The sequence below is a fragment of the Streptomyces lavendulae subsp. lavendulae genome (genome assembly GCF_002803845.1).
Classification (GTDB): Bacteria; Actinomycetota; Actinomycetes; order Streptomycetales; family Streptomycetaceae; genus Streptomyces; species Streptomyces lavendulae.
The window spans coordinates 2,472,513-2,487,756 of the sequence record NZ_CP024985.1; the positions used below are offsets into that span (position 1 = coordinate 2,472,513).

Genomic DNA, 15,244 nt, shown 5'->3' on the forward strand with positions numbered 1-15,244 from the left:
GTTCGGCGACCGTGCGGTGCTCGAAGACGTCCTGCACGGCCACCTGGAAACCGGCCGAGCGGATGGCGCCGACGAGGACGATGGCGCGGATGGAGTCACCGCCGAGGTCGAAGAAGCTGTCCTCGACGCTGACCTTCTCCAGCCCGAGAGCCGTGGCCCAGGCTTCGGCGATCCGCTCCTCGGTCTCGGTGCGCGGAGCGACGTACTCGGCCTGCACGGAGACCTCGGGGGCGGGGAGTGCCTTGCGGTCGAGCTTGCCGGCGGTGTTGAGGGGCCATGCCTCCAGCTCCACGAACGCGCCCGGAACCATGTAGTCGGGCAGGGACTCCCGCAGGAAGGAACGGACCTCTCCCTGGTCGACGGCCCCGGACCCGACAGCGGGGATGAGGTAGCCGACGAGCCAGGTGTCACCCGACTCCTCGGTACGGGCGACCACCGCGGCGTCCTTGACCGCCGGGTGCGCCAGCAGACGGGACTCGATCTCACCCAGCTCGATCCGGTAACCACGGATCTTCACCTGGTGGTCCGTACGGCCCAGGAACTCGATCTCCCCGTCGGCCAGACGACGGGCGAGGTCACCCGTCCTGTAGAGACGGGTGCCCGGCGCACCGAACGGGTCCGGCACGAACCGGTCGGCGGTCAGGCCGGGCCGGCCGACGTACCCCTGGGCGACACCGTCACCGGCGATGCACAGCTCACCGACCACACCGACCGGGACCGGCTCCATGAACGAATCCACGATGTACAGCTGCGTGTTGTCGATCGGCGCACCGATCGAGACCGCCGCCGGCCCGGCCGGGACCTCCCAGGTCGCCGACCAGATCGTCGTCTCCGTCGGACCGTAGACGTTCACCAGCCGCGAAACCCTGCCGCGCAGGGTCTGCGCCAGCTCGACCGGCAGCGCCTCGCCACCGACCAGAGCGGTGACGGACGACGCCCCCTCGAACCCGGCTTCCAGCAGGAGCTTCCACCCCGAAGGGGTGGCTTGCACATGGGTGAGGCGCTCGGTCTCCACGAGCTCCACGAGGTCCTGGCCGTGCTCGGCGATGACGACGCGGTGGCCGCCGATGAGCGGCAGATAGAGCTCCAGCCCGGAGATGTCGAAGGACACCGACGTCGAAGCCAGCCACGACTCCACACCCCGCGCCTCACCCAGCACACGGCGCATACCCACCAGCAGATTCCCCAGGGCACCATGCGTAACCGCGACACCCTTCGGCCGCCCCGTCGAACCCGACGTGTACAGCACGTACGCCACCGACGCCGGATCCGTGACCCGGACCACGGACGGCACCGAAGCCGCACCGATCACCGCAGCATCCGCGTCCACCAGCACCCGCACACCGGAATGAATCCCGGCAGCCACCTCGGAAAGAGAACCCTGCGTCACCAGCACACGCGGAGCCGCATCCTCCACGATCCCCGCCAGACGGGCCACAGGATGCCCCGCATCCATCGGCAGATACGCGGCACCCACCTTCTGAACCGCAAGCAGAGCCACCAACAGCTCCACCCCACGCTCCAACAGCACACCCACCACATCACCAGGCACCACACCCAGCGAACCCAGGTGCGCCGCCAAACGCGACGAACGGGCATCCAACTCCCCGTACGACAACGACACCCCACCCGAGGACACCGCCACCGCATCCACCGACCCGGCAACCCGAGCCGCGAACAACTCCGGCACACAACCCGCCGCGGACTCCGTCGCAGAAACGTTCCAGCGGTCCAGCACCAGCTCACGCTCACCCGCAGGCAACAACACCGCCCGCGCGTCACCACCACCGTCCGCCGCCATACCCTCCAGCACCAACCGGTACATCGCAGCGATCCGCTCCGCATGGGCAGCCGACACCCAACGGCCGTTGGCCGTGACGATGATGTGGCCGCCGCGGCTGGAGACCGTCAGCGGGAATTCCGTAGGACTGTCGTCGATCGCGGCCTCGTGGTCGACGAGGTCGGTGTCGACCTGATGGAAGTCCTGGTAGTTGAAGTACACGTGCAGCAGCTGCTGGCCGCCGGAGAGTCGCTGGACCGCGGGCATCGGGAACCGGCGGTGCGGCCACAGTGCCACTTCGGCCTCGAAGACCTGGGTGACCAGCTCGCGCCAGGTGGCGGAGCGGCCCGCGTCGAAGGCGAAGGGCAGCGTGTTGAGGTACATGCCGTACACGCGGTCCGCACCCAGGAGTTCGGGGCGTGCGTCGCAGACGAGGCCGGTGTGGAAGGCGGTCTCACCGGTCAGCTGGCTCATCACCTTCAGATGGGCCGCCAGCATGACACTCTTCATCGAAACGTGGGCTCGGCCCGCGAAGGACCGCAGGCGCTCCTCCAGGTCGTGCGTCGGGATCGCCGCCTGGTGCGTGGCGCGCGGGGAATCCTCGCCGTCGCCCCAACCGGCCGGGACCTCAAGCGGGGCGTACTCCCCCACCACGTGCTTCCAGTAGGCCAGGTCGTCGGCGTCCTCCAGGGACTCCAGCTCGGCCGCGATGAAGTCGGCGAAGCGGATCGCGGGCAGTTCGTCCTGACTGGGGGTGCCGCCGTCGCGCAGGATGCCGTACACGTGCAGGATTTCCATCAGGAGGGAGTGGTGGCTCCACCCCTCCAGGACGGGGTGGCACTCGGTGATGGACAGCCACCAGCTGCCGTTGTCCGTGTCGTGTGCGTACAGCCGCATCAGGGTCGGTGCTGAAAGGTCGAAGACGTCCGCACGCTCGCTGCTCGTGTAGGCGCGGACGGCGTCGCGGATCGCCGCTTCGTCGAGTCCGCGCAGCGACCGGTGGCCGACCGGCATCTCGGCGCGCGCGTGGACCAGCTGCATCGGTACGGAGTAGCCGGTGAGGGAGAGCGAGGTGCGCAGGACCTCGTGGCGGGCGACGACGAGGCGGGCGGCCTCGACCAGCGCCCAGTGCTCGTAGGGGCGCTCGTCACGGATCCGGAAGCTGGTGACGTTGTGGTAGTTGTTCTGTCCGTTGTCGATCGCCATCTCGAGCACCATGCCGGCCTGTACCTGCGAGAGCGGGTAGGCGTCGGTGATCCCGTCGGGCAGCAGGGCTCGGTCGGCCTCGCCGATCAAGGCGAAGGGCCGGACGGGATCGGCGACGACCGCCGGTGCCGGGCGCCCGGTGAGGAGTTCGGCGAGCCGGGCGACGGTGCGGTGTTCGAAGACGTCGCGAACGGCGATGTCGTAGCCCGCCGCGCGGACCGCGCCGACGAGGGCGACAGCGCGGATGGAGTCGCCGCCGAGGTCGAAGAACCCGTCGTCGACGCCGACGCGGTCGGCCCCGAGGACCTCGGCCCAGACGTCGGCGAGCCGCTCCTCGGTGGGGGTACGGGGGGCGGTGTAGGTACCTCCGGCCCTGCGGGAGGCGCCGGCCGGGGCGGGCAGGGCGCGCCGGTCGAGCTTGCCGTTGGTGGTGAGCGGCAGCCGGTCCAGGTTCACGAAGGCGGCCGGCACCATGTAGGAGGGCAGGCTGCCGCCCAGGAGCTCGCGCAGTACGCCGGGGTCGTAGGAGGCCCCGGGGGCGGGCACGGTGTAGGCGACCAGTTCCTTCTGGCCGGGGCTGTCCTCGCGGAGGACGACGACGGCGTCGCGGATCCCGTCGAGTTCCATCAGCGCGGCCTGGATCTCGCCGAGTTCGACGCGGTAGCCGCGGATCTTGATCTGGCCGTCGGCGCGGCCGAGGAACTCCAGCGAGCCGTCGGCGCGTCTGCGGGCTATGTCACCACTGCGGTAGAGGCGGGAGCCGGCCGGACCGTACGGGTCGGGGACGAAGCGTTCCGCGGTGAGCGCGGGGCGGCCGAGGTAGCCGCGGGCGACGCCCGGGCCGGCGACGTGGATCTCGCCATACACGCCGATGGGCACCGGCCGGCCCCACTCGTCGAGCAAATGGACCCGCAGGTCGGCGAGCGGGACGCCGATGGGGTTGCCCGCGTCGGCGGCGAGGTCGGCGGGGCCCACCTGGTAGTAGGTGGTGTGGACGGTGGTCTCGGTGATTCCGTACATGTTGAGCAGGGCCGGCTGGTCGAGACCGACCCGGTCCACCCACGGTTGCAGGTCGGGGACCTGGAGCTTCTCGCCCGCGAAGACGACGGCGCGCAGCTTCAGCCGGCCGATGCGCTCGTCGCCGTCGCCGGCGGCGGCCACGAGGGAGCGGAAGGCGGACGGGGTCTGGTTGAGCACGGTGACCTGCTGTTCGACGAGCAGGTCGAGGAACTCGTCGGGCGAGCGGGTGACGGCGGCCGGGACCACGACGAGCTTGCCGCCGTGCAGCAGGGCGCCCCACATCTCCCAGACGGACACGTCGAAGGCGTAGCTGTGGAAGAGCGGCCAGACGTCGGTGGCGGCGAAGTCGTAGTGGCGGTAGGCCGTGGTGAGCAGCCGCAGGACGTTGCGGTGGCTGAGGCATACGCCCTTGGGGCGGCCGGTGGAACCCGAGGTGTAGATGACGTAGATCAGCTGATCAGGATGACCAGCCAGCGCCGGATTCGAGTCCGGAAGAGCGCTCCACTGCGGAGTCTCGCGTTCCTGGTCGAGTACGACGAGCTGCCCGTCATGGATGGCCTCCAGCATCGGAGCATGTGCGGATTCGGTCAGGACGACGGTGGCACGGGCGTCGCCGAGCACGTAGCCGAGCCGGTCGGCAGGGTTGGCCGGGTCCAGGGGCAGGTAGCCCGCGCCGGACTTCAGTACGCCGAGGATCGAGGGCAGCAACTCGGCGCCGCGCTCCACGCAGATGCCCACGAGCTGGTCCGGGCCGGCGCCCAGGGCCCGCAGCCGGTGGGCGATGCGATTGGCGCGCGCGTTGAGTTCGGCGTACGTGAGTTCGATGCCGTCCGCGAGAACGGCGACGGCGTCGGGAGTGGCTGCCACCTGGGCCTCGAAGACCTCGTGGACGAAGCGGCCGTCCGTGTCCTCGCTGTCCAGCCTGTCGACGACCACCGCCAGTTCGTCGTCGTCGAGGACGGCCAGTTCCGACAGCCGGGCCTGGGGGGTGGCGGCGACGGAGTGCAGCAGCCGGACCAGGTGGCGGGTGAAGCGTTCGACGGTCGGTGCGTCGAAGAGGGCCGTGGCGTACTCGAACTGTCCGCGCAGGGAGCCGTCCGGCGCCTCCTCGACCTGCAGCTGGAGGTCGAAACGGGCGACTGAGGCCCGGACGTCGAACGGCTCGACGCTCGCTCCGGGCAGGTCGTAGGCGGCGGTGCGGGACTCGTGGAGTGTGAAGGCGGCCTGGAAGAGGGGTGTACGGGAGAGGTCGCGCTCGGGCTGGAGTTCGTCGACCAGCCGGGCGAAGGGCATCTCCTGGTGGTCGAAGGAGTCGAGGACGACGTTGCGGTTGCGGTCCAGGAGTGCGCCGAAGCGCGGGTCGCCGTCCCAGGTGGCCCGCATGACAAGGCTGTTGATGCCGTAGCCGATGAGCTGTTGCAGCTCGGGGCGGACGCGTCCGGAGACGACTGTTCCGACGGCTATGTCGTTCCCGCCGCAGTACTTGGCGAGCAATGCCTGGTAGGCGGTGAGCAGGACCGTGAACAGGGTGGTGCGGTGGTGGCCGGCCAGGTCCCGCAGCTGAGCGGAGAGGGTGTCGGGCAGGGCGAAGCGGGCAGTGGCGCCCGCTGTGTCGCGGACGGGCGGGCGGGGCCGGTCGGTGGGCAGTTCCAGGGGGGTGATGCCGTCGAGGGTCGTGCGCCAGTGGTCGAGGTGTGCCTGGAGGACGGGGCCGGCCGTGCGTTCGGCCTGCCATTCCGCGTAGTCGGCGTACTGGAGCGGCAGGGCGGCGTCAGGAATCTCGCCTCGGTAGTAGGTGCTGAGGTCCCGGGCGAAGATCTGGGTGGACCAGGCGTCACAGGCGATGTGGTGGAAGACCAGCGCCAAGACGTGGTGTTCGGGGGCCAGCCGGACGAGGTGGACGCGCAAGGGCCATTCGCCGGCCAGGTCGAAGGGCCGGCGGGCGTGGCCGGCCAAACGGCGGGTGGCTTCCGCCTCGCGGGTGTCCTCGGGCAGACCGGTGAGGTCCTCCGTGGAGAAGGGCACGGGCCCGGCGGGGTCGACGAGCTGAACGGGCTGTCCGGCGAGGAAGTCGTAGCGGGTCCGCAGGATCTCGTGGCGGGCGGCGACGGAGTCGACGGCGCGGCGCAGGGTGTCCTCGTCGAGGGGCCCGGTCACGCGCAGGGTGAGTGGTACCAGGTACTCGTGGCTGTCGGGCTCCAGGCGCTGGAGGAACCACATCTGCTGCTGTCCCGGGGAGAGCCTCAGGGGCAGCTCCCGGTCGGCGGTGGGGATGGTGCTCGACGGGGCGGCGGTGCTTGCCGTACGGCTGCCGGAGAGGCGGCGCAGCAGTTCAGCGCGGAGCCGCTCGCTGGTGTGGGTCTGCTCGGCGCTGGTGGTCATGCGGACTGCTCCTTCGACTGCGAAGAGGTGACGAGCGTGTCGGGGGTGTCGAGGCGGTCGAGTTCGGCCTGGACCTGGGCCTCGACGGCGCGGGCGAGACGGGCCACGGTCGGGCCTTCGAAGAGGGCGCGCAGGGGCAGCGCGACCTGGAATTCGTTCTGGATGCCGGAGATCAGGCGGATGCCGAGGATGGAGTTTCCACCGCCGGTGAAGAAGTCCTCGTCCATGTCGGGTTCTGTACCGAGGAGTTCGGTCCAGATGGCGGCGATGCGCTCCTCGACGATGTCGCGGGGGCCGGTGCGCTCCTTCGCCTGGGCAGCCTCGGCCACCGGGTCGGGCAGGGCCGCGCGGTCGAGCTTGCCGTTGGCGGTGAGGGGGATGGCGGTGAGCTCGGTGAAGGCCGCGGGGACCATGTACTCGGGCAGGGTGCGGGCGCAGTGCGCGGTGAGTTCGGCACTGTCGGGCAGCCGGGCCCCGTCGGCGGGCACGAGGTGGGCGGTGAGGCCGCGGCCGGCGATCACGACGGCCTCGCGGACGGCGGGGTGGGCGGTGAGGACGGCCTCGATCTCACCGGGTTCGATGCGGTGTCCGCGGATCTTGATCTGGTGGTCGATGCGGCCGAGGAACTCGACGGTGCCGTCGGCGAGCTGGCGGGCCAGGTCGCCGCTGCGGTAGAAGCGGTCGCCGGGCGCGCCGTAGGGGTCGGGCAGGAAGCGTTCGGCGGTCAGTCCGGGACGGGCCGTGTAGCCGCGGGCGACTCCGGTGCCGCCGACGTAGAGTTCGCCGACCGCGCCGAGCGGTACGGGGCGCAGTTCGCCGTCGAGGACGTACATGGACAGGCCGGGCAGCGGCCGCCCGATCGGGACGGTGCCCTCGACGGGGGCGTCGACGGGGTGGATGCAGGTGCCGACGGAGCACTCGGTGGGGCCGTACTCGTTGACGAGGCGGCCGGGTCCGAGGAGCTTCAGCCAGCGGGAGGCCGCTTCGCCGGGGAAGGCCTCGCCGGCGACCAGGACCACTTCGGCGAGGCCGACGGCCTGCTCGTCGGTGAGCTGTTGGGACAGGATGTCCAGGTGCCCGGGTGTCAGCTTGACGAAGCTGTAGGGGGCGCGTGCGGTCAGGGCCGCGCCGAGGTGGGCGAGGTCCAGGTCGGCGGGCAGCAGGTGGAGGGGCTGTCCGGCGACCAGGGCGGCGTAGAGGTTGGGGACGACGAGGTCGAACGCGGTCGACGAGAAGAGGGCGGCCCCTCCGGTGCCGCGTGCGGCGAGGTCGCGGGCGGCCCAGGCCACGTGGTTGGCGAGGCCCCGGTGTTCGACGCGGACGCCCTTGGGGCGGCCGGTGGAGCCGGAGGTGAAGATGACGTAGGCGGTGGCCCGCGGGTCGAGTCGGCGCGGCGGGGGGCTCGTGGGCAGTGCGCGCAGGAGGTCGTGGTCGCGGTCGACGACGACGAGTTCGCCGGGGAAGACCGGGGCGAGGCGGGCCCCGTGCTCGGCCGAGGTGATCAGGACGCCGGCGCCCGCGTCGGCGAGCATCCCGGCGATCCGCTCGGCGGGGTGTTCCGGGTCCAGGGGCAGGTAGCCTCCGCCGGTCTTCCAGGCGGCGAGGAACGCGGTGATCTGCTCGGTGCCGCGGTCGAGGAGCACGCCGACGACCGACTCGGTGGTGGCGGCGGACGCGCGCAGCCGGTGCGCGAGCTGGTTGGCGGCGGCGTCGAGGGCCGCGAAGGTGACCTCGCGGGTGCCGGTGAGCGCGATCGCCGTGGGGTTCTCTGCGGCTCGTGCCTCGAAGAGTTCCAGAACGGTGATGCCGGCCGGTTCGGCGACGGTCCCGCCGGCGCCCTCGTTCCATTCGACGAGGTGGCGGTGGCGTTCCTCGGCGGTGAGCAGGTCGAAGTCGGCCAGGCGGGTGGACGGGGCCTGGGCGGCCTGCTCGGTCAGGCGCAGCAGCTGGGCGGCGAGCCGCTCGACGGTGGCCGTCTCGAAGAGTGAGGTGGCGAACTCCAGGACGCCGGCCACGGCCCCGTCGGGGCGGGGCCGCAGGAAGAGGCTGAGGTCGGTCTTGGCGATGCGCCAGGAGTCCGCGAGGCCGGCGAGGTCGCTGAAGTCGACTCCTGCGGTGGTCAGTTCCGCATCGAGGAGGTCGAAGGCGGCCTGGTAGACGGGGGTGCGGGACGGGTCGCGCCCCTCCTGGACCTCCTCGACCAGCCGGTCGAAGGGCAGTTCCTGGTGGGCGAAGGCGCCGAGGGTCACGGCACGGACCCGGTCGAGGGCCTCGGCGAAGGTGAGGTCGCCGCTGAGGTCGCAGCGCAGCGGAAGCGAGTTGAGGAAGAAGCCGACGAGGTTCTCCGTCTCGGGCCGGGTGCGGCCGACGACGGGGGTGCCCACGACGACGTCGTGTTCGCCGGTGTGCCGCGCGAGGAGCGTCGCGAAGGCGGTGAGCAAGGTCATGAAGAGGGTCGCGCCGTGTTCCCGGCCCAGTTCGGTCAGCGGCCCGGCCACGGATGCGGGGATGGTGAGGGGGACCACGGCACCGTGGTGGTCGCGCTCGGCGGGACGGCGGTGGTCGGTGGGCAGCGCCAGCGGGGTGTGTCCCGTGAGGGCCTCGCGCCAGTAGGCGAGGTCGTCGGCGAGGCGCTCGTCGGTGAGGCGGGCGCGCTGCCAGGCGGCGTAGTCCACGTAGCCGTGGGTGGCTTCGCGCAGCCGGGGCTCGAGGCCGGCGGCGAGGCGGTCGTGCAGCTCGGTGAACTCGCGCTCCAGGATCACCGAGGACCAGCCGTCGCAGGCGATGTGGTGGATGGTGACGACGAGCAGCGGGGCGCCGTTCTCGAAGCGGACGAGGGCGGCGCGCCACAGCGGGCCGTCGACGAGGTCGAACCCCTGGGCAAAACGGTCTGCGAGCAGCTCGGCGAGGTCGCGGCGGGCGATGGTGGTCTCGGTGAGCGCTACGGCTGCGGGTGCCGCGATGCGCGGCCCGTTCTCGGCGGCGTCGGCGGGGAACCGGGTGCGCAACGCCTCGTGGCGGGTTTCGAGGTGGTCCAGGGCCTGCTGGACGTGTTCGGTGCGGGCGCCCTCGGGCAGGGTGATCAGGAGCGGCGAGACCCATTCGGATCCGCCGGGGTTGAGCTGGTCGAGGAAGGAGAGCCGCTGCTGGCCGAAGGAGAGCGGGAGCACGCCGTCGCGGGGAACGCGCACGATGGGCAGGTCGGCGGAGGCCCCGGCGAGCAGCTGGGCCTGGGCCTCCAGGGTGGAGGCCGTGAAGAGGGAGGCGAGGTCGATCGCCCCGTCGGACAGTTCACGCAGTCCCGCCGCGAGCCGGGTCAGGACCAGGGAGGTCCCGCCGAGGTGGAAGAAGTCGTCGTGGACCCCGGGGTCGGTGACGCCGAGGAGCCGTTCCCACACCCGGGCGACGGCGTGCTCGTGCGCAGTGCGGGGTGCGACGTGGTCGGCGGCGCCGGTGTGCAGTTCGGGGGCCGGGTCGGGCAGCGCTCCGCGGTCGACCTTGCCGTTGGCGGTGAGCGGCAGCCCGGTGAGGGGAATCAGCTGGGCGGGCACCAGGGCCGCGGGCAGCCGCGCCGCGAGAAAGCCTCGCCAGTCCTGCGGGGCGCGACCGTCGGCGGTGACGGTGTACGCCACGAGGCGGTGGCCGCCGTCCGGGCCGGGAGCGGCGACGACCACGGCCGCTTCGATGCCGGGGTGCTCGACGAGGGCGCTGGTGACCTCGCCGGGCTCGATGCGGACGCCGTTGACCTTGACCTGGTCGTCGGCGCGGCCCCGGTACTCCAGGGTGCGGTCGGTGCGCCAGCGCACGAGGTCGCCGGTGCGGTAGAGACGGGAGCCGGGGGGGCCGTACGGGTCGGGGACGAAGCGTTCGGCGGTGAGGCCGGGGCGGCCGAGGTAGCCGCGGGCCACGCCCGCACCCGCGGCGTACAGCTCGCCGGGCACGCCTACGGGGACGGGGCGGCCGTTGCCGTCCAGGACGAGGACGCGCATGCCGTCGAGGGGGCGGCCGATGGGGACGGGGCCGCTCGTCTGTTCGGTGTCGTAGGGCTGCGCGGTGATGTCGATGGAGCATTCGGTGGGGCCGTAGGTGTTCCAGATGTGCAGGCCCTCGCTGCCGGTCCGGGCGAGGGCGCGGCGGCACAGTTCGGCGTGCAGCGGCTCGCCGGCGGAGAAGAGCAGGCGCAGGGTGGTGACATCCTGCCACCCGGGTTCGTCGACGAGGAGGCGCAGTACGGACGGGACGACCTGGAGGACGGTGACGTCGTGCTCGGCGGCGGAGGCCACGAGGAGGGCCGGATCGCGCTCCGCGCCGACGGGCGCGAGGACGAGGGTGGCGCCGCTGACGAGGGGGGCGAAAACCTCCCAGGCGGCGGCGTCGAAGCCCATGGTGGTCTTCTGCAGCACGCGGTCCCCGGCGCCGATGCCGTGCTCGCGCACGCTCCACTGCACCCGGTTCGCGATGCCCTCGTGGGTGACCAGGACGCCCTTGGGGCGGCCGGTGGAACCCGAGGTGTAGACGGCGTAGGCGACTCCGTCCGGCTCGGCGTAGGTGTCGGGGGCGTCGCCGGGCAGCGCGGCGAGCGTCTCTCGGTGCTCGGCGAGGCCGACGGCGGGGGTCCCGAAGACGGTGCCGCCGGAGGCGGTGGCGGTCACCACGAGGGTGAGGTCCGCGTCGCCCGCCATCCACTCCAACCGCTCGGCCGGCAGGGACGGCTCCAGCGGCACGTAGGCTGCGCCGGCCTTCCAGACGGCCAGGAGGGTGACGACGAGGTCGAGGCCGCGGTGCAGGTGGACTCCGACGAGGGATTCCCGTCCGACGCCGCGGCCGCGCAGCAGCTGCGCGAGGCGGCGGGCCCGGGCGTCGATGTCCGCGTAGCCGTGGGCCGTGCCGTCGGCGGTGAGGACGGCGGTGGCGTCCGGAGTCCACGCAGCCCGCCGGGCGACGATCTCGGCGAGGGTCGCGAGGTGGATGTCGGTTACATCGTCCTGACGTATCTGCGTGGTCATCGGATTTCCTCTACTGGACTGCTGCGGCCGAACGGAGACAAAGGAAGGCGGAACGAAGGAAGGCGGGGCGTGAAAGGCGGGGGGCGAAGGACGGGGCGAAGGAAAAGGGGGCGCCGGCCCGAGGGGGGATCCCGGGCCGGCGCGGTCAGGGGTCAGATGGCGATGAGCGCCTGATCCTGCTGCTGCATGCGGCGGCGCAGGCTCAGCGGCCGCATGTCGGTCCAGACCTCCTCGATGCGCTGGAGGCAGGCGTCCTTGGGGCCCTCGGTGCCCTCGGCGTGCCATCCGGCGGGGAGGTCGCGGTCGGCCCACCAGATCGAGTACTGGTCCTCGTCGTTGCGGACCACGCGGTAGGCACGCTCATCGTTCTGGCTCTCGCTCATGGGGAATTGCTCCTTGTCGGAAGGGTGGTGTGGTGGCCGGCTGCGCGACCGGCGCCCAGGACGACTGTTCTGGGCGGGGCTATATGAGGCCCATACGGCCGGGGCTGCGGAGCGGGGGCGCCGCGGCTCCGTTCAGGACCCGCAGCGGTCCTTCAGCCGGGCCAGGAACTCAAGGCTTTCGAGGGTCTGCTTGGTGCTGACGCCGAAGTCCACGAGGCAGCCGATCTCGTCGACGCCGGTCCGCGCCAGCAGTTCCACCACGCGCTCGCCCTGCTCGACGGTGCCGAACATGCCCTGGCGTTCGAAGAACCGGGCGAAGCCCCGTTCGACGAGATAGTCGACGTCGGCGTCCTGGATCTCGGCAGAGTCGAAGGTGCCGGGCTTCTTGCTGATGGAGCCGGAGATCAGCCCGAAGGAGGTCTTGAGGTACTCCGACAGCGGGCTGCGCACCAGTTCGCGCACCTCGTCGGTGCTGGATCCCAGGAAGGTGTGCAGCATCAGGACGACATGACCGGCGCGGCCGTCGCGGTTCGTGCCGTGGTGCTCCCGATAGGAGTCGCGGTAGGCCGCGATCTTGACACGGAGTTCGTCGATGTCCTGGCTGAGCAGGTGCGTGAGGATGCCACCGCCCTGGGCGCCGGCTTTGCGGAACGTGTCGACGCTGCCGGCACTGGTGATCCAGAAGGGCAGTTCGCGCTGGACCGCCGGAGGGAAGACCTTCACCTCGGCCGGTGCGCCCTTGCCATCCGGGAGGGTCACGGACTCGCCGCGCCACAGGGCGCGCACGGTCTCGACGGTCTCGTCCATCACCTCGCGGCGGCCCTCGTACCCGTCCGGGCGCATCACGAAGTCGGCGGGGTGCCACCCGGAGGCGAACGAGATGCCGACACGGCCTCCGGAGAGGTTGTCGACGACCGACCAGTCCTCGGCGATCCGCAGCGGGTGGTGCAGGGGGGCGACGACGCTGCCCGCCCGGATCTGGACCCGCTCGGTGGTCGCGGCGAGCGCGGCACCGGTGACCGCCGGGTTGGGGTAGAGGCCGCCGAAACGGTGGAAGTGGCGCTCGGGCGTCCACACGGCCGTGAAGCCGTGCTCGTCCGCGAACCGGGCACCGTCCATCAGCAGTTGGTATCGGCCCGCATCACCTGATTCGTCACTGTCGTTGGCGAAATAGAAAAGACTGAAATCCACCCCGGCTCCTCGGTCCTTGTCGGGCGCGGAAGGTGTTTCCGTTCCCGTCGAAGACCGTAGGAGCCGGGGCTTTCGGCTTGATTTCGCTTCTCTTTCAGGGCGTCCGGCGGTTCGGGCGGGCGGCCCGGGGCATCAGCCGCCGCCGAGGGCCAGGAGCGTCGCGAGCTCGTCCTCGTCGGTCATGGGGACCTCGCGGGTCTCCCGGCCCGGGTCGTCCGCCGCGGCCCGCAGGAAGCGCTCGTAGCAGCGTGCGAAGCGTTCCACCGTCTCGTGCTCGAAGAGGTCGCCGTCGTAGGTGAGGACCCCCGTCAGGCCGTGCACCCCCTGGTGCAGGGTCAGCATCAGGTCCAGCTGCCCCTCCTGGTTGGGCTCCGCGAGCCGGCTGACACTGAGCCCGCAGAAGCGGGCGGGTTCGCCTTCGTACCGGCCGGGCGCTGGCTGCGGGAACTGCGCGTCCAGCCCGTCCATCTGGAGCAGCAGCGCCCCCATCCGCACCAGCGGCCCCCGGCCTCGCTGCCTGGCCTCGACGCTGGGCAGCCGGGAGTGGCGCATGCCCTGGAGCAGCTGCCTGCCGGTCTCGGCGGCGAGGGAGGCGAAGGTGGTGCCGGGACCCGGGCGGGTACGGACCGGGATGGTGTTGAGGTAGCACCCGAAGACGCCGCGGTCCGAGCGGGTCCGGGTGCTGGCCGGGGTACCGATCACGACCTCGCTCTCTCCCGTCCAGCCGGCGATGACCGCCTGGTAGGCGGCCACCAGCAGCGGGAAGGGGCGTAAGCCTGCGGACTTGGCGGCCCGCTGAAGGTCGTCGGAGAGCGGGGCGAGGTCGAGCTCGACGGTGCCGCCGCGGTGCCGCGGAACGGCCGGCCGGGGCCGGTCGGTGGGCAGTTCGGTGGCGATGGCACCGTCGAGGACCCCGGACCAGTAGGCCAGGTCGCGCTGCCCGGCCGGGGTCGACGGATGCGCGGCCTCCTCGGCGACGTACTCCTCGTAGGTCCGGCCGGGCGGGGCGAGGTCGGGCTCCTCCCCGGTCACCAGGGAGCGGTAGAAGGTGAACAGTTCGCTGAGCAGCAGCCAGTACGAGGTGAAGTCGCCGGCGATGTGGTGGGCCGCGGTGGACAGCACGAAGTCCTCGGGCGTGCGGCGGTACAGCACGATCCGCAACGGCCCTCCGGACTCCAGGACGAAGGCTCGTCGGCCGGCCTCCCGGGCCAGCCGGCGCAGCTCCTCCTCGGAGGCGCCGGGTACCTCGACCACCTCCAGCCGGGCCGGCGGCACGTCCTGCGGCAGCCGTACCGGCACCCCGTCGATCTCGTCGAAGAGCGAACGCAGCACCTCGTGCCTGCGGGCGACCTCCTCCACGGCCCGGCCCAGCAGCGCGGTGTCGAGGGGGCCGCGCACGCGCAGCGGCAGGATCATGTTGTAGGCGGAGCCGTCGGGTGCCATCCGGTAGGCCGTCCACAGGGAGCGCTGTGCCGCGCTGAGCTGTCGTACGGCGGTCACCAGGCCAGCCCCCCGTCGACCTGGATCACCTGTCCGGTGATGTAGCCGGCCCGGGGGGAAGCGAGGAACGCCACCAGGTCGGCGACGTCGTCGGGCCGGCCGAAGCGGCGCATCGGGATCGAGCCGAGGATGTCCTTGGTGACCTTCTCGGAGAGCCCGGCGGTCATGTCGGTCTCGATCAGGCCGGGGGCGACTGCGTTGGCGCGCAGGCCGCCGCGGCCCATTTCCTTGGCGAGGGCCTTGGTGAAGCCGATGATGCCCGCTTTGGAGGCCGAGTAGTTGGTCTGGCTGGCGTTGCCGTTGACCCCCGCGACGGAGGACAGGGTGACGATGGAGCCGGCACGCCGGCGCATCATCGAATAGGCGACCGCACGGCAGAAGTTGAAGGTGCCGTCCAGGTTGGTGCGCAGGACCTGGTCCCACTGCTCGTCGGACATCCGTACGAGCGGTGCGTCGCGGATGATCCCGGCGGCGGTGACCAGGACGTCGACGGGACCGAGCACGCGCTCGGTCTCTTCTGTGAACTCCTTGACCGCCGCCCGGTCGGTGACGTCCACACGGCGCACGAGGACACTCGCCCCGAGCTCGCGGGCCTCCTTGGCCGCCGTCTCGGCGGCCTCGTGGTCCGAGGCGTAGCAGAACGCCACGTCGTGTCCGTCGCGGGCGAGCCTGAGTACGACCGCACGGCCGATGCCGCGCGATCCGCCGCTGACCAGCGCTACCGGTCGGTTTCCGGTCTCGCTCATTTCGTACCTCTTCCTGTGTGTGGTGTGTTC

6 protein-coding genes (1 of these 6 running past the window's edge) are annotated in these 15,244 nt (G+C 71.6%); all 6 read right to left on the reverse strand.

What is annotated here, in order from left to right; genetic code table 11:
• Positions 1–6,388: the 5' portion of a non-ribosomal peptide synthetase gene (locus SLAV_RS10250; protein ID WP_100660855.1), read on the reverse strand. 17,243 nt of this gene lie to the left of the window's left edge; the window shows 6,388 of its 23,631 coding nt (coding positions 1–6,388); it begins with the start codon at positions 6,386–6,388; the stop codon falls past the left edge of the window.
• Positions 6,385–11,394 carry a non-ribosomal peptide synthetase gene (locus tag SLAV_RS10255; protein ID WP_051841202.1) on the reverse strand — a complete coding sequence of 1,670 codons (5,010 nt, stop codon included), beginning with the start codon at positions 11,392–11,394 and terminating at the stop codon, positions 6,385–6,387. The genes SLAV_RS10250 and SLAV_RS10255 overlap by 4 nt, the downstream gene beginning before the upstream one ends.
• Before the next feature lie 152 nt (positions 11,395–11,546).
• Positions 11,547–11,777, reverse strand: coding sequence for an MbtH family protein (locus SLAV_RS10260; protein WP_030235092.1), 231 nt, complete (start codon positions 11,775–11,777; stop codon positions 11,547–11,549).
• Between the two features lie 132 nt (positions 11,778–11,909).
• Positions 11,910–12,968: a MupA/Atu3671 family FMN-dependent luciferase-like monooxygenase gene (locus SLAV_RS10265; RefSeq protein WP_030235094.1), complete on the reverse strand. Its 1,059-nt coding sequence runs from the start codon at positions 12,966–12,968 to the stop codon at positions 11,910–11,912.
• A 132-nt stretch (positions 12,969–13,100) separates the two neighbouring features.
• Positions 13,101–14,468, reverse strand: a complete 1,368-nt coding sequence (locus tag SLAV_RS10270; protein ID WP_051841203.1) for a condensation domain-containing protein — start codon at positions 14,466–14,468, stop codon at positions 13,101–13,103.
• Complete coding sequence (fabG, locus tag SLAV_RS10275) at positions 14,465–15,214, reverse strand: 3-oxoacyl-[acyl-carrier-protein] reductase (RefSeq protein ID WP_030235100.1); 750 nt, start codon at positions 15,212–15,214, stop codon at positions 14,465–14,467. Before fabG ends, SLAV_RS10270 begins: the two co-directional genes overlap by 4 nt.
• Positions 15,215–15,244 lie beyond the last annotated feature (30 nt).

What these genes read in the sequence shown, in the direction of transcription:
- SLAV_RS10260 (WP_030235092.1), bottom strand. Translation starts at nt 11,777, where the DNA reads ATGAGCGAGAGCCAGAACGATGAGCGTGCCTACCGCGTGGTCCGCAAC.
- SLAV_RS10255 (WP_051841202.1), bottom strand. Translation starts at nt 11,394, where the DNA reads ATGACCACGCAGATACGTCAGGACGATGTAACCGACATCCACCTCGCG.
- fabG (WP_030235100.1), bottom strand. Translation starts at nt 15,214, where the DNA reads ATGAGCGAGACCGGAAACCGACCGGTAGCGCTGGTCAGCGGCGGATCG.